This window comes from Streptomyces sp. NBC_00872 (assembly GCF_045161915.1).
Taxonomy (GTDB): domain Bacteria; phylum Actinomycetota; class Actinomycetes; order Streptomycetales; family Streptomycetaceae; genus Streptomyces.
In genome coordinates this window covers 3,010,114-3,027,278 of sequence record NZ_CP108806.1, presented here as the reverse complement: position 1 = coordinate 3,027,278, position 17,165 = coordinate 3,010,114, and the positions used below count along the sequence as shown (strand labels likewise).

Sequence of the window (17,165 nt, the reverse complement as noted above, 5' to 3'; positions counted from 1 at the left end):
GCGGGCATGAGCGTGGGGTTCGATGTCGGGGAAGCGCTGGCCGGGGTGCGGGGCCGGGGTGCGGTGTGGGGGTTTGTGCGGGGGTTCGCGGAGGGGTGGCGGGTGCCTCTGGGGGCGGGGGACGGGTACGGGGAGTGGGAGATCGCCGATGCCGAGCGGCGGCTCGGGTTCGCGTTGCCCGTCGCGGTGCGGGAGGCGTACGGGCTGTTCGGGCGGCGGAGGGATCTGACGAGCAACCAGGACCGGCTGCTGGCTCCCGGGGAGCTGGTGGTCCGGGAGGGCGCGCTCGTGTACCGGGTCGAGAACCAGTACGCCGCCGAGTGGGGCATCCTTCTCGCCGATCTCGACCAGGACGACCCACCGGTGTACGTCCGTGGGGCCGCGGGGTCTCCCGGCCGCCCGCTGCCGTTCCTGGACCGGTTCTCGCTCGCCTGTGTGGAGATGGTTCTCGCGGAGTCGGTCTTCGGCGCCCCGGACGGTCTCGGCGACAACCGCCATCTCGATGGCGTCGACCCCGGGGACATCGCGTCGCGCTACCCCCGTGTGCCAATGCCGGACTGTCCGCTGTGGGCCGTGGACGGCGGGGTGACGCGATGGTTCAGCGCGCCCGGCGTACTGCTGCGGGAGGACGCGGGACAGTGGCTCTGGGTGCTCGCCCGGACCGGGAGCGCCCTGGCGCGGGTACGGAACGAGCTGCCCGGTGACTGGCTGCTGTCGGTGCGCTCATGACAGCGGCTGCTCGTGACAGCGGCTGCTCGTGACAGCGGCTGCTCATGACAGCGGCTGCTCATGACAGCGGGCGGTCAAGACAACGGGCCGCGCATGACGGTGCGGTCCCGGCCGGCCTTCCGTTCCGGGCGGGACCGCGGACGGGACCGCGTGTGAGGGAGGGCGCGGGGTCAGCCGTTGGCCAGGGCCTGGACCCGGTCCAGGGCGCCGTTGAACCTGTTGTGGTCGCCGACGATCGGGCCCGTGGAGGTGTACTGCCAGATCGTCTGGAAGCCCCAGCCCGCGGGCAGTTCGCCGACCGTGCCGCTGTAGCGGGGGATCCAGAGCGGATTCGTGGAGGCGAAGCCCGGGTAGTTGCCGGTGCACGTCTTCCACCAGCTCGTGGCCGTGTAGATCAGCGCGTCGCGGCCGGTGCGGGAGCGGTAGGTCTCCAGGAAGTCGTCGATCCAGTCGACCATCTGGCTCCGTGTCTTGCCGTAGCAGGCCGCGCCGTACGGGTTCCACTCGATGTCCAGCACACCCGGCAGCGTCTTGCCGTCGCGTGACCAGCCGCCGCCGTTGTCCACGAAGTAGTCGGCCTGGGTCGCGCCGCTCGAACCGTCGGGGGCGGCGAAGTGGTACGCGCCGCGGATCAGGCCCGCGTCGTACGCGCCGTTGTACTGCCGCGCGAAGTAGGGGTTCTTGTAGGAGGTCCCCTCGGTCGCCTTGGTGTAGGCCCAGTCCACCCCGCTGCTCCACAGGGCCACCCAGTTGACGTTGCCCTGGTGCCCGGAGACATCCACGCCCTCCGTCTGCGGGGCGCGGTCCGTACGGGGCAGATCGCCCTGGCCGTCGTGTTCGATGATGCCCATGCCCATATAGGCCGTGCCTCGTGCGGGGGCAGAGGCGGGGGCGGGGGCGGGAGCGGGGGGCGGCGGATCCGCCGGGATGTCGGCCGCGCTCGCCCCGTCCGGCCGGGCGAGGAGGAGTGCGGGAGTGGTGAGGAGGGCGGCGACCGCGGCGATGAGCGCGCGGCCGGTCGTTCCGGATCTGTGCACGGGCATTTCGTGCCTCCGAGGACCTCGTGGGGGAGGGCGTGAACCGGGTGACATGGGGTGAGGATGGACATGTCACTCATAACGCTACGCACGCCGGCCAGTTGACGGACGCACGCCACGCGGCTGCCCCTGGAATAAACCTGCGAAATACTGGCCCAGCCGCGGCACGAGCTGCCGGCGAAAGAAACTTTCAGGGGCGGAAAAGCGCGCGATGGGTGCTGACGTGCACGGGAGTGGTACGGGAAATGGGCCGGAGCACGGCCGGTGGAGTGGTGTGGACCAGGAATTCCTGTCCCTGGAAAGGGAATTGGCGGTCTTTCTCCGCCGCGCCCGCGCCAGTTCCGGGGAGATGGCGCGCGAGGTCCATCCCGAGCTGGAGCCCGGGGCGTACGGACTGCTCGTACGGCTGGACGAGACCGGCAGCCAGCGGGCCACCGAACTGGCCGCGTACTTCGGGGTCGGCAAGGCCACGATGAGCCGTCAGCTCCGCGTGCTGGAGATGCTCGGCCTGGTCACACGCGAGCCTGATCCGGCCGACGGGCGCGCCTGGCTCATCCGTATCACCGACGAGGGCGCGTCCCGCTTCCAGCGGGTCAGGAACGCCCGCCGTGAGCTGTACGTACAGAAGCTGGCGGACTGGGACCGCGCGGAGATCTCGGAGCTGGCCCGGCTGCTCCACCATTTCAACGAGCGTGCGGAGAGCTGAGACGCGCGGGGCGCGGAGGCCCGCGGGGGCGCGGGGGCGTTGAGACGCGCGGGGCGCTGAGGCGCGGCGAGCACTGACGGGCGTGGGGGTCGTGACGCGCCCCTCAGGCCACAACCCTCGGGCCACAACCCTCGGGCCACAGCCCCCAGGCCCGTACCCCGGGCCGGCCCCGGCCGCCCTGTCCGCCGGGCGGTCGGTCTGGTCGTAGCGCGTCGCCGCCGTCCCCCCGTCACAGCTCCACGTAGGTCACCGTCGCGTCGTCGCTCGTCTTGCCCCTGCGGAACGTCACCCCGTCCGGGTCCGCCCATTCCGCCGCCCTGACCCGGTCGATCAGCTCCTGCGGGCCGTTCTTCCGTACGAGCGCCAGACAGTCCGCCCAGCCGCCCTCCTGGAACACCTCCACCCAGCGGGCCGCGCCGTCCGTGAGCGCGAGCAGGGACCGTACCTCCGCCGTCGGCGTACGGCCCGTCACCGCCTTCGCCGCGACCGCCGGGTCGGCCGCCGCCGTGAAGAAGCCGCCCTCCGCGTTGCGCAGGGCGTCCGCCGAGGTGACCGAGCGCAGAAGCTCGCGCGGGACGCGGTCCAGCCGGTCGTCCAGCACCGCCCGTACCCCGCCGTCAGGCGATTCCAGCAGCAGTGTCGAGTCGGACAGGACCAGATGTTCGACCTCGTCCGCGCCCCAGCGCACCAGTACGACGGTGGCCTGAGGGGTGCGTACGTGAGAAAGGTCACATGTTTCGCGATGTGCGTCCGCCGTACGGGTGATCGATACGCCGAGGACCTCTGCCAGTGTCATATCCCGGCGGGAACCGGACAGTTCGGCGAGCGCTCCGCCGAGCCGTGAGGTGAACCAGGGCACACCATGTACACAACCGTCTTCCCCGGCCGGCGGGGTCACCCCGTCCAGGACGACCAGTGTTCCGCCCCGGCCGGCGGCGGGCAGAGCCACGGATGTCCAGTCCTCGTTGGGCCTCGCGGCGGCCCCCGGCACGCTGGCCAGTTCGATGCGCATGATGTCCAGTCTGCACGATTCCCCCGGCGGACCGCATGACTCCTTCACGGTCTCTGCACGCGCTGTCGATGGACTCGTACGGCCTGGTCAACCACTGTCATTCGGTCAGAATGAACGCCGAACGGGACCGGGGCGGGATGAGAAAGGGCGCATCGGGAAGCTGCGGGCGCGCATCCTGCCAAACCATGCCCAGAAGGTCCACCCGGCACGCCAGGTTCCGGCTGGGCCTCGGCTGGGAAGAGTTGTTTGCCAACTCCTCCGTGATGTTCACTCGTTCAGGTGGCGGAGCGGCCGATACGTGCCCCCCTCGCACATGCGCTGGAATGGTCGGAAGCCGTACCAGGGGTGGGGGCTCTCTCGATGTGACCGGTCGTCACCTCCGCTTCATGGGTGAACGAGTCAAGAATGCGAGCACCGGTGCAGAAAAAGCGGCCTCGGGATAACGGTGTCACGCGCGGCGGGGCGACCAAGGCTGAGACCGGCAAGGCCACGGTAGGTATGGCCGAGACGGGCAGGACGACGACGGACAGCGCCGGAACGGTCGGTTCCACGACGGGTGCGCCCGAGACGGGCCGGTCCCTCGCGAACCAGGCCACGGCGAACGAGCCCGGTAAGAACAAGGACAACCGGTCCGGCAAGGGCAAGGACCAGGACCGCAAGGGCAAGGACCAGGGCCGCAAGGGCCGGCCCGGCAGCGGTGCGCCCACGAGCGTGCCCACAAGCACGAGCGTGCCCACGGCCACGGGCCTGTCCGCACCCGCATCCGCATCCGCACCTACGGGCCTGTCCACGACCGGTCTGCCCGCCGCCGGCCCCGCCGGGGGCGGTACGGTCCGGGAAGGGCGCCGTGTGCGGGTACGCAGCAGACTGGTCGCCGGTGTCGCCGTCCTGGGCATCACCGTCATCGCGGCGGGCGCCCCCGCCGTACTGAGCGCCTCCGCCGAGCTGAACGACGCCCAGCGTCTGGTCACCCTCGCCGAGCTGAACCAGCGGGCCGTGGTCCTGGCCCACTCCCTCGCGGACGAACGCGACGAGATCGTCGTCTTCATCGCCGCGGGCCGCGAGGAGCAGCCGGACGGGACGGACTCCGGGTCCGGTTCGGCCAGTGGTGACACCAGCGGTGACGGCAGCGGTGACAGCGGTGCCGACACCAGCGGTGACAGCGGTGGTGACAAGGGCAAGCACACGATCTCCGACGCCCGCAGCGTCCGTGTCGACCGCCAGATCGACGAGATACGTACCGCCGCCTCGGCCTCCCCCGGTCTGCTGCACGACCTCTCGACCGTCCCCTCCATCCGCCGTACCGCCCTCACCGGCAAGGGTTCGGCCCTGGAGGCGTACCGCGCGTACTCCGACGTCATCGCCAAGCTCCAGGCGCTCGCCGACGAACTGGCCGAGAAGACCCCGGCCGAGGCCGCCGACGGCACCCGCGCCCCCGGCGCGCTCGGCCGCGCCGTGGAGCAGGCGTCCGCCTCCCGCGGTCTGCTGCTGGCCGCGCTCGCCGTGCCCGCGCCCACCGACACCGCACCGCAGTACGACCCGATCACCGGACTCCTCGTCGAGCCGCCGGCCGACTCGGACAGCAAGAAGAACGACCAGCTGCGCGACGAGCTGAGCGCCACCGCCCAGCAGTCGCGGGTCCGTGAACTCGCCGCGCTCGCCGACTTCGACCAGACCGCCGACAGCGAGGCGCGCGAGTCCCTGACCGCGACCGTCACCGGACCCGACGTCAGGACCGCCGAGGGGTATCTGACCCGGCTCACCGACCGGCCGGAACTCTCCGACTCCGACCGTGAGGCCGACCCGGAGAAGGTCGACGCCGCGCTCTCCGCCCGGATCGACCAGATGCGCGGCGTCGAGTCGGGACTCGGCTCCAGCCAGCTGGAGCGGCTCGAACTGCTCCGCGACGACGCCGTCACCGGTCTCGAACTGCGGATCGCGCTCCTCGGCGGCTGTCTGCTGATCGCCGTCGGGGTGTCCACCGCCGTCGCCCGTACGCTGACCAGGCCGCTCGCCGTCGTACGGATCGGCGCGGCCCGGCTCGCGGCGGCGCCGCAGACCGAGGAACCCGTCAGGTTCACCGGGCGCAACGACGAGTTCGCCCAGGTCGTACGGTCCCTCAACGGCCTGCACGGCAAGCTGCTCGATCTCTCCGCCCGTGCCGAGACGCTCGACGGCGACCGCGCCGGTCTGATCGCCGCGCGCGAGAAGGTCGTCGCGCAGCGCGCCGAACTCCAGGAGCGTACGGCCGAGATCGGCGCCCAGCTCCAGCGGCTGCGGCACACCGTCCACCACACCTTCGTCAATCTCTCGCTGCGCACGCTCGGCCTCGTGGAGCGCCAGCTCGCCGTGATCGAGGGGCTGGAGGAGCGCGAGCAGGAGCCGGAGCAGCTCGACACCCTCTACAAGCTCGACCACATGGCCACGGTCATGCGCCGGCACAGCGAGAATCTGCTGGTGCTGGCCGGCCACGAGCACGGTCACGGTTCCAACGGGCCCGTCCCGCTGGTGGATGTCCTGCGCGCCGCCGTCAGCGAGATCGAGCGGTACGAGCGGGTCACGATCCAGTCGCTGCCGCCGCACGCCCAGGTGGCCGGCTTCGCCGCGGACGACCTCAGCCATCTCGTGGCCGAACTGCTGGAGAACGCGACATCCTTCTCCCCGCCGGACGCCGAGGTACAGCTCTCCGGCTGGCTGCTGGAGGGCGGCGAGGTGATGCTCTCCGTCCAGGACCAGGGCATCGGTATGTCCGCGGACCGGATCGCCGAGCTGAACGCGCGCCTCGCCGAGCCCGAGGACGCCAAGGACTCCGGTGGGTCCGAGGGCGTCGAGGGCCGGGCGAGAAAGCGGTACGGCGGCGACATCGAGGGCGAGGGGCTCGGACTGCGGGTCGCCGCGCTGCTCGCGGCGCGTCATGGCGTACGGATCGAGCTGCGCGAGCATCAGCAGGGCGGTGTGGCGGCGGTCGTCGTACTCCCGCAGGCCCTGCTGCCCGCCTCGCCGCCGGCCGGTGCACCGCACCAGGCACGGACGGCGGGGGCGGCGCCCGCGCTGCATCTGCCGGGGTCGGCCGCGGAGGCCAACTCCAACGCCCTTCCCGGGCGTTCGGCACCGGACCCACTGGTCGCGGCGGCGGAGGCGGCGATCCGCAAGGCGGAGTCGGCCGAGACGGAGCCGGAGAGCTCCGGCGCCGAGCAGGCGCCCGAGCCCCTGCCCGCGGCCGAGTCCGAGTCCGAGTCCGAGTCCGAGTCCGAACTTGAGCCTGCACCCGAGCCCGAGCTTGAGCTTGAGTCCGACTCCGAGCCTGCGTACGAGTCCGAGCTTGAGCCTGACTCCGAGCTTGAGACCGACTCCGAGCTTGAGACCGAGCTTGAGTCCGCGGCTGTGCTGGAGAGCGTGTACGAGCCCGAGCCCGAGCGGGGATTCGAGCCGGATCCGGAGCCGGAGAGCGGATACGAACCGGCCAAGTCCGTCACCGTACCCGGGACCGCGCCGCTGCCCGGCCCGTACGCCATCGGCCCCGAGCGCCATGAGCGCGTCGCCGACGGTGAGCCCGGGTCCGCCGGCGCCGATCAGGACACGTTCACGATGCGGCTGCCGCACCGGCCCGGTGCGCCCATGACCCCGGACCCGACAGCGGACCTGGACGCGACAGCGGCCCCGGCCGCCGCCGCGGACCCGGACAACGACTCCGACCCGGGCGACTTCCCCGCCCCCCGGCGGGAACGCATCACCGACAAGGGGCTGCCCAAGCGCACCCCCAGGACCGTCACACCCGCCGCCGCGCCCACCGGGCGCTCCGGCAGTGTCGACGCGGAAGCCCTGCGCCGCAGGCTCGGCGGCTTCCACCAAGGCGCGAAGGAAGGTCGACGCGATGTCGAGGCCGAACTCACGGAGCAGATAGCGCCCGCGGCGCCGACCGAAGCACATACCGAAGAGGCGGGGGAAACAGTCGAGGAGGCACGCAGTTGACTGCGACCGGCACATTCGGACTGAGCAGCGAAGCCCGTAACCTGCACTGGCTGTTGAGCAACCTCGTCGAGGAGGTGCCAGGAGTCCACTCGGTCGCCGTCGTCTCGTCCGACGGACTTCTGCTGCTCTCCTCCGACCCGGGGCAGAACACCGAGGCGACGGCCACCGTGCGTCAGGAGGGCCCCCGGGGCTCCAGCGCGGATCTGGCCACCATCGTCTCGGGCATCGGCAGTCTGACCGTGGGAGCGGCGAAGCTGATGGACGGCGGCGGGGTCAAACAGACCATGGTCGCCATGGAGGAGGGCAGCGTTTTCGTCATGGCGATCAGCGACGGCTCGCTGCTGGGGGTGCACGCCACCCCCGACTGCGACATGAGTGTGGTCGCGTATCACATGGCGCTCTTCGTCGGCCGCGCCGGACATGTACTGACCCCCGAACTCCGCGACGAGCTGCGCAAGTCGATGGAGTCGACGGAGAGCGCCAAATGACGCCCCCCACCGAACCGGGCAGGCGGCTCCCCGTACGGGGCGGGGACCGCAGGCCGGCCCGGGTCCGTCCGTACTCCCTCACCGGCGGACGTACCCGTTTCGGGCATGTCCTGCTCGTCGAGACGTTCGTCGCCGCGATCGAAGCGGCCGACGAGCGCAAGGAGTTGACGGACGGCGGAGCGTCCTCCAAGGTCATGCCGGAGATACGGGCGATTGTCGAGCTCTGCCGGCGCATGCGTACAGTGGCAGAGGTGTCGGCATTGCTCAAGATGCCGCTGGGGGTGGTCCGGGTGCTGCTCAGCGACCTGGCCGACCAGGGAAAGATCCGTGTGTACGGGACCGGGTACGGAACCGGCCAGCCCGACCACGCACTGCTGGAAAGGGTGCTGAGTGGACTCCGCCGTCTCTGACGCCACAGCTACCGCTGGTGTCACCGCTGCCACAGGCGTGACGAGCGCCTCGGGCGTCACCACCGCCGGTGTGACCGCCGCCGGTGTGACCGGCTCGGGTGCGACCGCCTCGCGTGTCATGCCCCCGCCGTTCGTGACCGAGCCCGAAGAAGAGCTCAAGGCGTGGCAGATGGACCGTACCCGCGCGCCCATCGCCACCAAGATCGTGGTCGCGGGCGGCTTCGGCGTCGGCAAGACGACCTTCGTCGGCGCGGTCTCGGAGATCCCCCCGCTCCAGACCGAGGCGCTGATGACCCAGGCCAGCGCGGAGACCGACGATCTCAGCGCCACGCCCGACAAGGTCACCACGACCGTGGCGATGGACTACGGCCGTATCACCCTCGACAACGACCTCGTGCTGTACGTCTTCGGCACCCCGGGCCAGGAGCGCTTCTGGTTCATGTGGGACGACCTGGTGCGCGGCGCGATCGGTGCCGTCATCCTGGTCGACACCCGGCGGGTCTCCGACTCCTTCCCGGCGCTCGACTACTTCGAGAGCTGCGGACTGCCCTATGTCGTCGCGGTCAACCACTTCGAGGGCTCGGAGCCGTTCGACATCGATGACGTACGGGACGCGCTGACGATCCCGGACGACATCCCCGTACTGATCATGGACGCGCGCAAGCGGATCACGGTTGTCGAGTCGCTGCTCACGCTGGTGCGCCACGCGCTCGAATCCTCCCCCGAATAGCGCCCGGCGGACTGACAAGCGCTCGGCGGGCCTCCGGCGCCCGCCGAGCCGATGGCGCCCGAATCTCGCAGCACGTACGCAAACGGAGAACCCGCCATGCGGAAGATACTCGTCGTCGGAGCCGGCCAGTCCGGGCTTCAGCTCGCCCTCGGCCTCCAGTCGCGTGGGTACGAGATCACCCTGATGTCCAACCGCACGGCGGACGAGGTCCGGTCCGGCCGGGTCATGTCCACCCAGTGCATGTTCCACACCGCGCTCCAGCACGAGCGGGATCTCCAGCTCGGCTTCTGGGAGTCCCAGGCGCCGAGGATAGAAGGCCTCGGCGTCTCGGTCACCGCGCCCGACTCCGGCCGTGCCGTCGACTGGGTCGCCACGCTCGACGGATACGCCCAGTCCGTCGACCAGCGGGTCAAGATGGCCGGCTGGATGGAGACCTTCGCGCAGCGCGGCGGCCAGCTCGTGATACACGGCGCGGCCGTCTCCGATCTGGACTACTTCTCCCGTACGTACGATCTGGTGCTGGTCTCCGCGGGCAAGGGCGAACTGGTCTCGATGTTCGGCCGTGACGCCTCCCGCTCCCCGTTCGACGCTCCGCAGCGCGCCCTCGCGGTCGCGTACGTCCACGGTCTCGGGCCGCGCCCCGAGCACCCGCACTACGACGCCGTGCGCTGCAATCTGGTGCCGGGCGTCGGCGAACTGTTCGTGATGCCCACCCTCACCACCTCGGGCCGTGCGGACATCCTCTTCTGGGAGGGCGTACCCGGCGGTCCGCTCGATGTCTTCCGGGGCGTCAAGGACCCCGCCGAGCATCTCTCGCTCACCCTGGAGCTGATGGAACGTTTCACGCCCTGGGAGTACGCGCGCGCCACGAAGGTCGAGCTGACGGACGCCAACGCCACGCTCGCGGGACGGTACGCGCCGACCGTGCGCCACCCGGTCGGACGGCTGCCCGGCGGCGGTCTCGTCCTCGGTGTCGCCGATGTCGTCGTCGCCAACGACCCGATCACCGGACAGGGCTCCAACTCGGCGTCCAAGTGCGCCGCCTCGTATCTGGACTCGATCGTGGCGCACGGCGACCGGCCGTTCGACGAGGCATGGATGCGGTCGGCGTTCGACCGGTACTGGGAGACCGCGCGGCATGTCACGAAGTGGACGAACGCCATGCTGGGCGTACCGCCGGAGCATGTCCTCAATCTGATCGGCGCGGCGGGCCAACTCCAGCCGGTGGCCGAGCGGATCGCGAACGGCTTCAACGACCCGGCCGACTTCGAGAACTTCTTCTACGAGCCCGAGAAGGCGAACGCGTATCTGGCGGAGGTCGGGGGCGGGGCAGGAGCGGCCTGACCGCGCCCGCCCGCCCGCACGGGCCCGTACTGCCCGCACGGCTCGTACTGCCCGTCCGTCTGCCCTGCCTGCCCCGCTTGAGCCTCCTGGCGCCGCCCGTCCGTCCGTCCCCGCGCCTTCCGTTTCTGCCGCGCGTCAGCCTTGGTTGTAGCCGGTGTCCGCGCCGTCCATGGCACCCTCGGGCAGTTCGGGCGGTGAGTACGCCCGAGGGTTCAGGGAGCGGGCCTCGGGGTCCGGTCGTACGGCGCCCAGCAGCGGGTTCGCCGCGATCGGGGAGACCTTGACACGGGCGCCGGGGCGGGGCGCCTGGATCACCATCCCGTCGCCGAGATAGATCGCCACATGGGTGGCCTCCGGGAAGTAGATCACCAGATCGCCGGGGCGCAGCTCGCCCAGCGAGACCTGGGGGAGTTCGCGCCACTGCTCCTGGCTGGTACGGGGGATGGCCACCCCGGCGCGCGACCAGGCCTGCTGGGTCAGCCCCGAGCAGTCGAAGGTGTCCGGCCCCTCGGCGCCCCACTCGTACGGTTTGCCGATCTGCTCGGCGGCGTAGCGCAGGGCCTCGCCGCCCCTGGCCGAAGGCGCTCTGCTCGCCTCGCCCCCGGGCGCTCCGGGCGACCCGGGTGCTCCCGCCTGCGTCGCCGGTCCTTTTCCGATGCCCTCACCGAGCGCGCCCGAGGCGAGCAGTTCCCGCTGGGCCTTGTCCGTACCGGCCTTCTCCAGCGCGGCCACCGCGGCGATCTGCGAGCCGCTGAGCGAGGCGAGCAGCTTCTCGACGTCCAGGAGCCTGGACCTGACCATGTCGCGTTGTTTGCGCTGCTTGGTGGCGAGCGCCTGCTGTCTGCCGAGGGCCTCGCGGGAGGCCGCCGCCAGGGCGGCGGAGCGCTTCTCGGCGCTGGTGAGCCGCGCCATCGTACGGGCTCTGCTGCGTGCGGTGCGCTTGAGCAGATAGCTCTCGTCCAGGGCGTGCCGCGGGTCGGGGGCGAACAGCAGCCGCAGATAGCCGGAGAGTTCGGACTGTCCCTGGTACTGCTGACGGGCCAGCCGGCCGGCCTCGCCGCGGCTCAGGGACAGGGCGGTACGGGCCCGTGCGAGGGCGGCGGTGAGCCGCTTGGTCTCGGCGCGCTGCTGGGCCAGTTCGCTCTCGGTGGCGTTGAAGGCCTCCGTCGCCCGCTCGGCCTGGCGGTAGAGGAGCTGGAGCCGGCTCAGCATCTCGGAGACGGTCCGGGGCGGGGAGGCGTCCAGGGCGGCGGCGTCGGCGGGCCCCCCGGCGCCGGCGGCTCCGTCCTCGGCGGGCAGCGGATCGTCGCCGCTCTCTGACGCTGCGTCAGGCGAGTCGGACGTGTCTGGCCCGTCTGGCCCGTCGGGCCCGCCAGGCTCCGGGCCGTCGGACTCGCTGTCGTCGGAGTCCGGGGCGTCGCTCCTGCCCTCGGTCCTGCCTTCGGTCCTGCCCTCAGTCTTGGCCTTGCCCTTGGTCTTGGTCTTGCCTTTGCCCTTGTTCCGGGACGGGGAGGGGGACCCCGACGCGGAAGCCGAGGTGCCCGACGCCGCTTCGTCGCCCGGCTCCGCGACCGCGTGCGACGCGAAGGGCACCCCGGCGAGGACCGTCGCGGTGGCCAGTGCCGCCGTACAGACAGCGCGCACCACTTTTCCTGACATGCCATCACCTCCGGTTGCGGAACGGAGAGTCCAGCACTAAGCGATGATGAGGTGAGATGACGTACGAATACCCCATTAATGGGCGGGGTGGCGCAACAGCATCACCCCCCTGAGGGACCACGGCGGGATCGTGCCGCGGCTCGGGTTGCGGTTGCGGCTCGGATTTCGGTGGCGACTGCCGACGTGGTCGCGACCGTGCCCCCTATGGAGTCGCCCCGCCGCCCGGCTTCGACCAGGGCCATTTCAGCGTGCGGCGCTCACGGCCCGTGGAGACGTACTCGTACTTCCACCCGCGCTGTAGCCCAAGGCGCTTGCTGTAGCCCGCCGGTGCGCGCCGGTAGGTGTGCACGGTGGGCGGCCCGCCGTCGGCGTCGGGTACCGGGATCTCGTACCACTTGGGCGGATGCCCGGTCGGCCCCGTCAGCACGGGCAGTACGCGCCCGTCCATCGGGCCGCCGACAAAGAGGGTGTCTTCGCTTCTCACGGGCCCAGTCTCGCTCAGCCCGGCGGGGAAGGGCTCCCGCACCGCTCACTCCCGCACGGCCCACTCCCGCACCGCCCACCAGTCCGGCACCCCGGTGTCCCCCGAAGCGTCCGGGCGGGCGCTGAGACCGGCCGGTCCGGATGTGCGACCGGCCGGTCCGGGCGTGCCCGCGAAGGGGATGAGCTTCGGTGACGTCCCGCCGTCGGCCGTATGACGGACCCGGACGCTCCCGGGTTCATGGACGTCCGTCAGTGCCGGGAGCGGCGCCGGGTCCCGTCCCCCGGCCGGCGCCGGGTCGGGCGGACGCCGGCTCCAGGCCCTGGGCGGCCCCGTTCACCCTGGGGATCACCCGGTGGGCCAGGGTGGCCACGGGGCCGTCCGGACGCTCGTACGACATCAGCGTGTCGACGGCCCCGGCGGTCTCCTCGTCCGTGGCCGCCGTGGCGACCAGGAGCGCGATGAGATGGTCGACCAGCCAGTCGCGCAGTTCGGCGGCCGACGGCTGCTTCCCCTCGTCCAGCCATATCAGCGACGCCGATTCGACGGCCGCGATCCAGGTCCGCACCATCATCCGCAGCCGCGCGCCCGCCGGCTTCCGCGCCCCCGCCGGCTTCCGCGTCGGCTGGCCCGTAGCTGACTGGTCCGTGGCCGGTCCGCCCGTGCCGATGTGGAGCAGGATCTGTTCGGCCGCGGCCCGCCGTACCTCGTCGACCATCGCGGTCGTCCGGGACGTCTCACAGACGCTGCCGCCCTGGAGCAGCGCGCTGAATCCGGCGTCGTGCTGGTCGACAAAGGCGAGATAGCGGTCGAGTACACGCCCCAGCCGCTCGGTCGGCGGGCCCACCGGCGGTTCGGTGAAGCACAGTTCCAGCTCGTCGGCGGCGGAGCGGAGCGCCGCCTCGTACAACTCCTGCTTGCCGCCCCGGAAGTACCGGTAGACGAGCGGCCGCGACACCCCGGCCGCCGCCGCGACATCATCGAGGGAGACATCCTCGGGAGCCCGGTGCGCGAAGAGCGTGAGCGCCGCGTCGAGGAGCTGCGTACGGCGCTCCTCGACGCTGAGCCGTCGGTACGCGGGTGCTGCGGGGGCGGTCATGTCGGCAGCGTAACCGCCCCCGGCGGCCGGTCGGGCGCCGCTCAGGCAAGGAGTCCCGACGACTTCCAGAGCCTGCGTCCGGGGCCGCTCAGCACACCGATGTCGTCCAGGAAGTCCGTGAGCCGTCGGGCGCCCGTCCGCATCACCTCGCGGCGGTGACCGCTCGCTCGTACCTCGGCGACGGCCTGCCTGCGGTCCAGCCCGACGTTCTCGTACACCTGGGGATTGATGAAGCAGACGGAGAACACCCGCGCAGCCTGGCCGGAGGTGAGCCGGGTCAACTCCCGCTCCCAGCGCGGCGCGGTCACCATCTGGCGCCGCAACTCCTCGCGGGCGTACCGGACATGGCGTGACTCCTCGATGACATGGATACGGGTCACTCCGCGCACGAGTGGCTGGACACGCTCGTCGGGGAAGGTCAGCCGCTGCATCCAGTCGAGGATCTCCTCGCCGAGGAGCGTCGCCGCGAAGGAACCGGGCGTCGTGGAGACGGTCTTCAGGACGCGCGCCAGATTGTGATGGAAGCGCGGCACGGGATACGCGGGTGCCCCGCCCTTCTGGATCATCTTCGCGAACATCATCGAGTGCCGGCACTCGTCGGCTATCTCGGTGAGGGCGTAGCGGACATGGTTGCCGGTCACGGGCTTGTCGTAGATGTGCCGCACCAGAAGCTGCATCAGGATGATCTCGAACCAGATGCCGAGCGAGGCGAGCGACGCGGCCTCGTGCCTGGCCAGGTCCATCCGCTGTTCCTCCGGCATCGTGCGCCAGAGGGGAGTGCCGTAGAGGGAGACCAGCTCCGGCGGCCAGAACCACTTGCCGTCCTCGGCCGGTGCCTCCCAGTCGAGTTCCCTGTCGGGATCGAAGGAGTGCCTGGCCGAGGATTCGAGCAGCCGCGCGGCGACCTGCTCGCGGTCCTTGAGCGGGCCGAGTGCGTCACGGAGGACCCGCACATCGCTCTCGGCCGCGCCGCGTCCGGCCGCACCGCTCTCGGGCGTGCCTCGACCGGTCGCGCCGCGTTCGGCCGCGCCGGGTCCGGTCGCGCCGCGTTCGCTCGGATCGGGCGGAGTCGTCATGGCTGAGCGCACCTCATCGCTGGGGGCTACCGGCGGTCACCTCTTATGAGACTGTGTGTCAGCAAGCGCGTCAATCCCCTGTACGCGAGTTGCTGACTCCGCGTCTATCGATGGTCCGTCCATCGGCGGCCATACGGACGAACCTCCGAATGTGGCGCATCACGCGCGTTCGGACGGCACGATGGTCCCTATGGCCACCCCACGCACAGCTGTTGCCGACCGAGCGGCCGCCCGTCGCAGTCTCGAAGGGCTCGCACTGGGCGATGCCTTCGGCGAGCGCTGGTTCCCGCTCTTCCGCGAACGCCCGCGCGCCTACGCGGAGATCAAGGCGCGGCTCACCCCGCAGGAGCTGGAGTGGCACTGGACGGACGACACGGCGATGGCCCTCGCGATCCAGGGCGTCCTCCACGAGCACGGCGCCATCGTCCAGGACCGGCTGGCCAGTTGCTTCGCACTCACCTACGACGCGGATCCGGCCCGTGGCTACGGGCACGGTATGCATGTGCTGCTGCCCGCTCTGCTCCCCGAGCCGGAGAGCTGGCGCACCCTGGCCCCCGGCCTGTTCGAGGGCGGCAGCCTGGGCAATGGCGCGGCGATGCGGGTGGCGCCGCTCGGCGCCTGGTTCGCCGGTGACCTCGAACGCGTCGCCGAACAGGCCGTCCTCTCCGCCGAGGTGACCCACGCCCATCCGCAGGGGATCGCGGGCGCGGTGGCGGTCGCCGTGGCGGCGGCGCTGTCGGTACGGTCCGAACTCTCCGTGGCGGCGGTGGCCGAGGCCACGCCCGAGGGCCCGGTACGGGACGGTCTCGCGCGGGCGGCGGAACTGCCCTTCACCACCGAGCCGTGGAAGGCCGCCGATGTGCTCGGCAACGGCGGGCGGATCCGCGCGGACGACACCGTGCCGTTCGCGGTGTGGACGGCCGCCCGCCACCGTGACGATCTGCCGGCCGCGCTCTGGTCGACGGCCGAGGGCTTCGGGGACGTGGACACCACCTGCGCCATCACCGGGGGCATCGTCGCGGCCCGTACGGGGACGGGCTCGGTCCCGGCGCAGTGGCGGGAGCGCCGCGAGCCGCTGCCGTAGGGTCTAGGGGGCCGTGGGGGCCTTGCGGGTCGGGAGGGCCGTGGGGGCCGTGGGGGCCGGGAGGGCCTTGCGGGGTGCCGGGGGCGCCGCGTGTTTCTCCGCCGCGACAGCCATGTCGAGCAGGGAGACATCCGCTCCCCGTGCCGCGACCAGTTGCAGTCCGACCGGGCAGCCGTCCGCCGTGAAACCGGCCGGAATGCTCGCGGCGGGATGCCCGCTCAGATTGAATGCCCAGGTCAGCGCCGTGGAGTAGAGCTCGCCCGGTCCCTCGTGCCCATGTGGCCGGTTCGGGGTGACCGGGGTGAGCAGCAACGGCGTACGCGCGAACAGGGCGTCGAGCCTGCGGTCGTTCTCCGCCCGTACCTCCGCGGCCCGTGCCCCGGCACCCCCGGACAGATCGCCGCCGCGCACGGTTGTCCAGGCCTCGCACGGATCGAGGAGTACGAACGGCTCGGCGAGCGCCGACGGATCAGCCGGCGCCGAGAGTTCGGTGAGCGCCGACGGATCCATGAGCGCCGACGGATCCATGAGCGCCGGCGCCTCCGCGAGCCCCGCGCCGCCCGGTCGTACGAGCCGTACCACCCCCGCCGCCACCAGCCGCTCCACCGCCGCCCCTACCACCCCCGCGACCTCCGGGTCCGGCCGCGCATAGCCCAGATCGGGGGAGAAGACCGCTGGCACCGGCAGAGACACGGCAGCCGGGGCGTCGTCCATGGCGTCGCATATGGAGTCGTACATGGCGTCGTACGTGTCGGGTATGCCGAGCACGCATCGCAGAAACGGCCGTGCCTCCGCCGCCGACCGTGCCAGTACGCCCGCCGAGGCCAGCCCCGTACGGTCCGGCGACGGCAGCAGTCCGTTCGTCGTCTTCAGACCGAACACCCCGCACCAGGCGGCCGGGATCCGGACCGAGCCGGCTCCGTCGCTGCCCGTGGCCAGCGGCACCATGCCGGCCGCCACCGCCACCGCGGAGCCCGCCGAGGAACCGCCGGGGGTACGGTCGGCGCGGTACGGGTTGACCGTACGGCCGTGTCTGCCCTGCCCCCAGGTCTGCCAGTACGTGCCGGGCCCCGGCACCGCCGTCGAGCCCACCGGCACCGCCCCCGCCGCGATCAGGCGTTCCGCCGCGTACGACCGGATCCCGGACGGTCCCTTCACCGCGAACGGCACCCCGGCGAGGGGCAGCCGCCGGTCCACCGCGCGTGCCCGTGCCCGCGCTTCGTCGTCCCACACCTCGATGAACGCGCACAGCCGCGGATCGAGTCGTTCGATCCGCGCCAGCGACTCCCCGACCCTGTCCGTCATCGGCACGTCCTCCGGCATGTCCCCAGGTACGTC

15 protein-coding genes are annotated in these 17,165 nt (G+C 71.6%); 8 read left to right on the top strand and 7 right to left on the bottom strand.

Features of this window, described 5'->3' with window-relative positions; genetic code table 11:
• Nucleotides 1–6 precede the first annotated feature (6 nt).
• On the top strand, nt 7–729 hold the full coding sequence (locus OG214_RS12825; protein WP_405984807.1) for a hypothetical protein: 723 nt from the start codon (nt 7–9) through the stop codon (nt 727–729).
• Between the two features lie 170 nt (nt 730–899).
• Here OG214_RS12825 and OG214_RS12820 read toward each other — a convergent pair whose 3' ends face one another.
• A complete protein-coding gene (locus OG214_RS12820) occupies nt 900–1,772 on the bottom strand; it encodes a lysozyme (RefSeq protein ID WP_405984806.1) in 873 nt (290 codons plus the stop codon).
• A 205-nt stretch (nt 1,773–1,977) separates the two neighbouring features.
• Between OG214_RS12820 and OG214_RS12815 the strand changes: the two genes are divergently transcribed.
• Nucleotides 1,978–2,472, top strand: a complete 495-nt coding sequence (locus OG214_RS12815) for a MarR family transcriptional regulator (protein WP_363083514.1) — start codon at nt 1,978–1,980, stop codon at nt 2,470–2,472.
• A 229-nt stretch (nt 2,473–2,701) separates the two neighbouring features.
• On the opposite strand, the gene OG214_RS12810 is transcribed toward OG214_RS12815, so the two are convergent.
• A complete protein-coding gene (locus OG214_RS12810; protein ID WP_405984805.1) occupies nt 2,702–3,484 on the bottom strand; it encodes a protein phosphatase 2C domain-containing protein in 783 nt (260 codons plus the stop codon).
• Between the two features lie 498 nt (nt 3,485–3,982).
• Here OG214_RS12810 and OG214_RS12805 point away from each other — a divergent pair, with 498 nt between their 5' ends.
• From OG214_RS12805 to OG214_RS12785, 5 genes are all read left to right on the top strand, one after another.
• Nucleotides 3,983–7,456 carry a nitrate- and nitrite sensing domain-containing protein gene (locus tag OG214_RS12805; protein WP_405984804.1) on the top strand — a complete coding sequence of 1,158 codons (3,474 nt, stop codon included), beginning with the start codon at nt 3,983–3,985 and terminating at the stop codon, nt 7,454–7,456.
• A complete protein-coding gene (locus OG214_RS12800) occupies nt 7,453–7,944 on the top strand; it encodes a roadblock/LC7 domain-containing protein (RefSeq protein WP_363083517.1) in 492 nt (163 codons plus the stop codon). The genes OG214_RS12805 and OG214_RS12800 overlap by 4 nt, the downstream gene beginning before the upstream one ends.
• Entirely contained in the window at nt 7,941–8,354 is a 414-nt protein-coding gene (locus OG214_RS12795) for a DUF742 domain-containing protein (RefSeq protein WP_363083518.1), read from the top strand. The genes OG214_RS12800 and OG214_RS12795 overlap by 4 nt, the downstream gene beginning before the upstream one ends.
• Nucleotides 8,335–9,084, top strand: coding sequence for a GTP-binding protein (locus OG214_RS12790; protein ID WP_405984803.1), 750 nt, complete (start codon nt 8,335–8,337; stop codon nt 9,082–9,084). The genes OG214_RS12795 and OG214_RS12790 overlap by 20 nt, the downstream gene beginning before the upstream one ends.
• Before the next feature lie 96 nt (nt 9,085–9,180).
• A complete protein-coding gene (locus OG214_RS12785) occupies nt 9,181–10,428 on the top strand; it encodes a styrene monooxygenase/indole monooxygenase family protein (protein WP_405984802.1) in 1,248 nt (415 codons plus the stop codon).
• Nucleotides 10,429–10,563: 135 nt separating this feature from the next.
• On the opposite strand, the gene OG214_RS12780 is transcribed toward OG214_RS12785, so the two are convergent.
• From OG214_RS12780 to OG214_RS12765, 4 genes are all read right to left on the bottom strand, one after another.
• Nucleotides 10,564–12,087: a C40 family peptidase gene (locus OG214_RS12780; RefSeq protein ID WP_363083520.1), complete on the bottom strand. Its 1,524-nt coding sequence runs from the start codon at nt 12,085–12,087 to the stop codon at nt 10,564–10,566.
• A gap of 202 nt (nt 12,088–12,289) precedes the next feature.
• Nucleotides 12,290–12,571: a hypothetical protein gene (locus tag OG214_RS12775; protein WP_363083521.1), complete on the bottom strand. Its 282-nt coding sequence runs from the start codon at nt 12,569–12,571 to the stop codon at nt 12,290–12,292.
• A 235-nt stretch (nt 12,572–12,806) separates the two neighbouring features.
• The gene (locus OG214_RS12770) at nt 12,807–13,667 is read right to left on the bottom strand and encodes a TetR/AcrR family transcriptional regulator (protein ID WP_405984801.1); all 861 of its coding nucleotides are present in this window, start codon (nt 13,665–13,667) and stop codon (nt 12,807–12,809) included.
• A gap of 41 nt (nt 13,668–13,708) precedes the next feature.
• Nucleotides 13,709–14,743, bottom strand: coding sequence for a diiron oxygenase (locus tag OG214_RS12765; RefSeq protein ID WP_405984800.1), 1,035 nt, complete (start codon nt 14,741–14,743; stop codon nt 13,709–13,711).
• A gap of 190 nt (nt 14,744–14,933) precedes the next feature.
• Here OG214_RS12765 and OG214_RS12760 point away from each other — a divergent pair, with 190 nt between their 5' ends.
• Entirely contained in the window at nt 14,934–15,827 is an 894-nt protein-coding gene (locus tag OG214_RS12760) for an ADP-ribosylglycohydrolase family protein (RefSeq protein WP_363082870.1), read from the top strand.
• A gap of 3 nt (nt 15,828–15,830) precedes the next feature.
• Here the strand turns inward: OG214_RS12760 and OG214_RS12755 are convergent, their stop codons facing one another.
• Nucleotides 15,831–17,132 (bottom strand): amidase family protein, encoded by a 1,302-nt coding sequence (locus OG214_RS12755; RefSeq protein ID WP_405984799.1) that lies wholly within the window; start codon nt 17,130–17,132, stop codon nt 15,831–15,833.
• Nucleotides 17,133–17,165: the final 33 nt, after the last annotated feature.

What these genes read in the sequence shown, in the direction of transcription:
- OG214_RS12780 (WP_363083520.1), bottom strand. Translation starts at nt 12,087, where the DNA reads ATGTCAGGAAAAGTGGTGCGCGCTGTCTGTACGGCGGCACTGGCCACC.
- OG214_RS12760 (WP_363082870.1), top strand. Translation starts at nt 14,934, where the DNA reads ATGGCCACCCCACGCACAGCTGTTGCCGACCGAGCGGCCGCCCGTCGC.
- OG214_RS12820 (WP_405984806.1), bottom strand. Translation starts at nt 1,772, where the DNA reads ATGCCCGTGCACAGATCCGGAACGACCGGCCGCGCGCTCATCGCCGCG.
- OG214_RS12770 (WP_405984801.1), bottom strand. Translation starts at nt 13,667, where the DNA reads ATGACCGCCCCCGCAGCACCCGCGTACCGACGGCTCAGCGTCGAGGAG.
- OG214_RS12810 (WP_405984805.1), bottom strand. Translation starts at nt 3,484, where the DNA reads ATGCGCATCGAACTGGCCAGCGTGCCGGGGGCCGCCGCGAGGCCCAAC.
- OG214_RS12765 (WP_405984800.1), bottom strand. Translation starts at nt 14,743, where the DNA reads ATGACGACTCCGCCCGATCCGAGCGAACGCGGCGCGACCGGACCCGGC.
- OG214_RS12815 (WP_363083514.1), top strand. Translation starts at nt 1,978, where the DNA reads ATGGGTGCTGACGTGCACGGGAGTGGTACGGGAAATGGGCCGGAGCAC.
- OG214_RS12755 (WP_405984799.1), bottom strand. Translation starts at nt 17,132, where the DNA reads ATGACGGACAGGGTCGGGGAGTCGCTGGCGCGGATCGAACGACTCGAT.
- OG214_RS12805 (WP_405984804.1), top strand. Translation starts at nt 3,983, where the DNA reads ATGGCCGAGACGGGCAGGACGACGACGGACAGCGCCGGAACGGTCGGT.
- OG214_RS12785 (WP_405984802.1), top strand. Translation starts at nt 9,181, where the DNA reads ATGCGGAAGATACTCGTCGTCGGAGCCGGCCAGTCCGGGCTTCAGCTC.
- OG214_RS12825 (WP_405984807.1), top strand. Translation starts at nt 7, where the DNA reads ATGAGCGTGGGGTTCGATGTCGGGGAAGCGCTGGCCGGGGTGCGGGGC.
- OG214_RS12795 (WP_363083518.1), top strand. Translation starts at nt 7,941, where the DNA reads ATGACGCCCCCCACCGAACCGGGCAGGCGGCTCCCCGTACGGGGCGGG.